Origin of the sequence: uncultured Campylobacter sp. (assembly GCF_937949835.1) — a bacterium.
GTDB lineage: Bacteria > Campylobacterota > Campylobacteria > Campylobacterales > Campylobacteraceae > Campylobacter_B.
This window is the reverse complement of sequence record NZ_CALEDC010000317.1, coordinates 1-3,199: the sequence shown is the minus strand read 5'-3', so window position 1 is coordinate 3,199 and position 3,199 is coordinate 1. Positions and strand designations below refer to the sequence as shown.

Annotated in this window: 4 protein-coding genes and 1 pseudogene; all 5 read right to left on the bottom strand. The window is 52.0% G+C overall.

Annotation, left to right across the window (positions count from 1 at the left end; genetic code table 11):
• Window positions 1–1,212, bottom strand: a 1,212-nt coding sequence (locus Q0256_RS07285; RefSeq protein ID WP_297961702.1) for a GTP-binding protein, incomplete at its 3' end; no start/stop codon positions are given.
• Window positions 1,213–1,221: 9 nt separating this feature from the next.
• Window positions 1,222–1,692 carry a 30S ribosomal protein S7 gene (gene rpsG / locus Q0256_RS07280; RefSeq protein WP_177386837.1) on the bottom strand — a complete coding sequence of 157 codons (471 nt, stop codon included), beginning with the start codon at window positions 1,690–1,692 and terminating at the stop codon, window positions 1,222–1,224.
• A 69-nt stretch (window positions 1,693–1,761) separates the two neighbouring features.
• Window positions 1,762–2,136 carry a 30S ribosomal protein S12 gene (rpsL, locus tag Q0256_RS07275; RefSeq protein ID WP_291939381.1) on the bottom strand — a complete coding sequence of 125 codons (375 nt, stop codon included), beginning with the start codon at window positions 2,134–2,136 and terminating at the stop codon, window positions 1,762–1,764.
• 83 nt (window positions 2,137–2,219) lie between these two features.
• A complete protein-coding gene (locus Q0256_RS07270; protein WP_005872615.1) occupies window positions 2,220–2,609 on the bottom strand; it encodes a DoxX family protein in 390 nt (129 codons plus the stop codon).
• Between the two features lie 37 nt (window positions 2,610–2,646).
• Window positions 2,647–3,199: pseudogene (locus tag Q0256_RS07265) on the bottom strand (DNA-directed RNA polymerase subunit beta'); the annotation flags it as partial.

Below are 3,199 nucleotides of genomic sequence, written 5' to 3'. Positions count from 1 at the left end.
GGGGAAGACCAGGCTTTCCAGGACGATCGGGTGAGCCTCGTCGCAGAGCGTGTCGCCCGTCTTGGTGCCCTTCAGGCTGGGGACGGCGACGATCATGCCCGCCTCCACCACATCGATGTCCTCGCGCTTGTTGGAGTGCATCCGCATGATGCGGCCGATGCGCTCCCTCTGGCCCGAGGTCGCGTTGTAGATCGCGCTTCCCTTCTCCAGCCTGCCGGAGTAGACACGCAGAAAGATCAGCTTTCCGAGGAAGGGATCCACCGCCACCTTGAAGGCCAGGGCGGCAAAGGGCTCCTTGGGATCACTGTGGCGCTCCAGGACCTTCTCGGGATTGCCGGGCTCCGTCCCATGGATGGGCGGCAGGTCGATGGGGCTGGGCAGATAGTTGACCACCGCGTCCAGCACCAGCTCCACGCCCTTGTTCTTGAAGGCCGATCCGCAGAGCACCGGCACGGCCTTGAGGGCGATCGTCGCCTCGCGCAGCACCTTCCGGATCAGCTCGGAACCGACCTCCTGCCCCTCGAGGTAGAGGGTCATCACGTCGTCGCTGAAGTCGGAGAGCGCCTCGATGATGGCGTCCCGCCCCGCCTTGGCAGGCATGGCCAGTTCCGCGGGGATCGTCGTCACGCTGGGGGGCTGCCCCAGCTCGCCGCTGAACATCACGGCCTTCTGCTCGATCAGGTCCACGACCCCGGAAAAATCGTCCTCGGCCCCGATCGGCATCTGAATGGGGATGGCACAGGCCCCGAGACGCTCGCGGAGCGCCGAGACCACCGCGTCGAAGTCCGCGCCGATACGGTCCATCTTGTTGACGAACGCCACGCGCGGGACATGATACTTGTCCGCCTGCCGCCAGACCGTCTCGGACTGGGGCTCCACTCCGCCCACGGCACAAAAGACGGAGACCGCCCCGTCGAGCACTCGCATGGAACGTTCCACCTCGACCGTAAAGTCCACGTGACCGGGCGTATCAATAAGATTGATGGTGTGATCCTTCCAGACACAGGTCGTGGCCGCGGACGTGATCGTGATGCCGCGCTCGCGCTCCTGCTCCATCCAGTCCATAGTAGCGGCGCCCTCGTGAACCTCGCCGATCTTATGGCTCATACCGGTAAAAAATAGAATTCTTTCGCTTGTAGTCGTCTTTCCAGCATCGATATGGGCGGCAATACCGATATTTCTAACCATATGTAAAGGGGTTTTTCTTGCCATGATGCCCTCCTACCAACGATAATGCGCGAAAGCTTTATTGGCTTCCGCCATCTTGTAGGTATCTTCTTTCTTTTTAAATGAAGAGCCTTTAGAATTTGCGGCGTCCATAAGCTCGTAAGCCAGGCGCTCTATCATTGTACGCTCGCTTCTTTTTCTAGCAAAGGAGATGATCCAGCGAATAGCCAAAGCCTGCTGGCGAGCCGGTCGTACCTCGATCGGAACCTGATAAGTTGCGCCGCCTACACGACGAGACTTAACTTCCATCAAAGGCTTAACGTTATCGATGGCATCGTTAAAAATTTCGATACCTTTCTTCTCGCCGCCTTTATTGTCGATGAAATTTAAGGCGCCATACATGATCTCGGTAGCGACGCTTTTTTTGCCGTCGAACATAAGCGAATTAATAAATTTTGTGATTACTTTGCTGTCATAAATCGGATCAGGCATAACTTCCCTAACGGGAGCTTTTCTTCTTCTCATTTTATTCCTTCAAATTTTAAAATTTTACTCAAACTCGGCAAAATCTAGTGCCGGTCTGTTTCGGCTAAACTATTTTTTAGGTCGTTTAGCACCGTATTTTGATCTTGCGACGGTTCGTTTTGCAACGCCTGCAGTATCAAGCGCACCGCGGACGATGTGGTATTTAACGCCCGGTAGGTCCTTTACGCGACCGCCGCGAACTAGCACGATGGAGTGCTCTTGTAGATTGTGACCTTCACCGCCGATATAGCTGATGACTTCAAATCCGCTAGTAAGCCTTACTTTGGCAACTTTACGAAGCGCTGAGTTTGGCTTTTTAGGGGTCGTGGTGTAGACCTTAGTGCAAACTCCTCTTCGTTGAGGGCAATTCTTTAGCGCCGGAGACTTCGATTTCTCGGTAAGCTTCTTGCGCTCTTTTCTGACCAATTGATTTATGGTTGGCACATCTTTCCTTTCACAAAAATTTATTCAAAAAGATTTGGATTATACTTTGTTTAAACTTACAGAAACGTAAATTTAACTAAATTTTAATCTCTAATCAGTACAAACTCTCCGCCGCCGCAGATCACTAAGCAGATCGCAGCGGAAAGATACAGATATACGATTTCCAGCTCAAATCCGCCCACGCCGGTAAGCGCGCTCAACGGAGTGTGTAGGACATATATTATCATGAGCACGTTTGCGATCACAAGCAGAGCGCCTATGCGGCAAAATACGCCTATGATTATCATCGCGGGCGCCAGCACCTCGCCTACGTATGCGCCGTAAGCCACTAAATCCGGAATTCCTCTAGCTACCAGCATCGATTTTACGCCGTCTATGCCGTGAGTAAGCTTAAAAATTCCGTGCATTAAAAGACAAACTCCAAGCCCCAACCTGATAAACAACAGACCGAAATTTATGTTGATCATATTCATGTTTCATCCTTTAAATTTAGGGCTTTTTTGCCCTAAATTATTTTTTAAGTTTAACTTCCTTATCTTTATACAGACCGGTTCCGACCGGAATTATGCGACCTAAAATTACGTTTTCTTTCAAGTCCTCCAATCGGTCAAATTTACCCGCGATACTAGCCTCGGTTAGAACCTTCGTAGTCTCTTGGAAGGATGCCGCTGAAATGACGCTATCGCTTCCTACTGCGGCGCGAGTTACGCCCAGCAGTACGGACTCTGCAATCGCAGGCTCGCCACCAATTTTCATAATGCGCTCGTTTTCTTCTCTAAATCTGCGGCGGCTAATCAGATCGCCGACGATTAGCTGAGTATCGCCGCTATCGACGATTCGAACCTGGCGGAGCATCTGAGATACGATGATCTCGATATGCTTATCGCTGATAACGACGCCTTGAGAGCGATAAACCTGTTGAATTTCGCTTATCAGATAATAATGCAGCGCCTTTTCGCCTAAAATTCTAAGCACGTCGTGCGAGCTGATAACTCCGTCGGTAAGTTTCTCGCCCGCGTGGACGAACTCACCGTTTCGCACCTGTATCTGGCGGCTCTTATCG

Bases quoted from the DNA above. Each gene is read 5' to 3' on its own strand.
- Q0256_RS07270 (WP_005872615.1), bottom strand. From the start codon at position 2,609: ATGAATATGATCAACATAAATTTCGGTCTGTTGTTTATCAGGTTGGGG.
- rpsG (WP_177386837.1), bottom strand. From the start codon at position 1,692: ATGAGAAGAAGAAAAGCTCCCGTTAGGGAAGTTATGCCTGATCCGATT.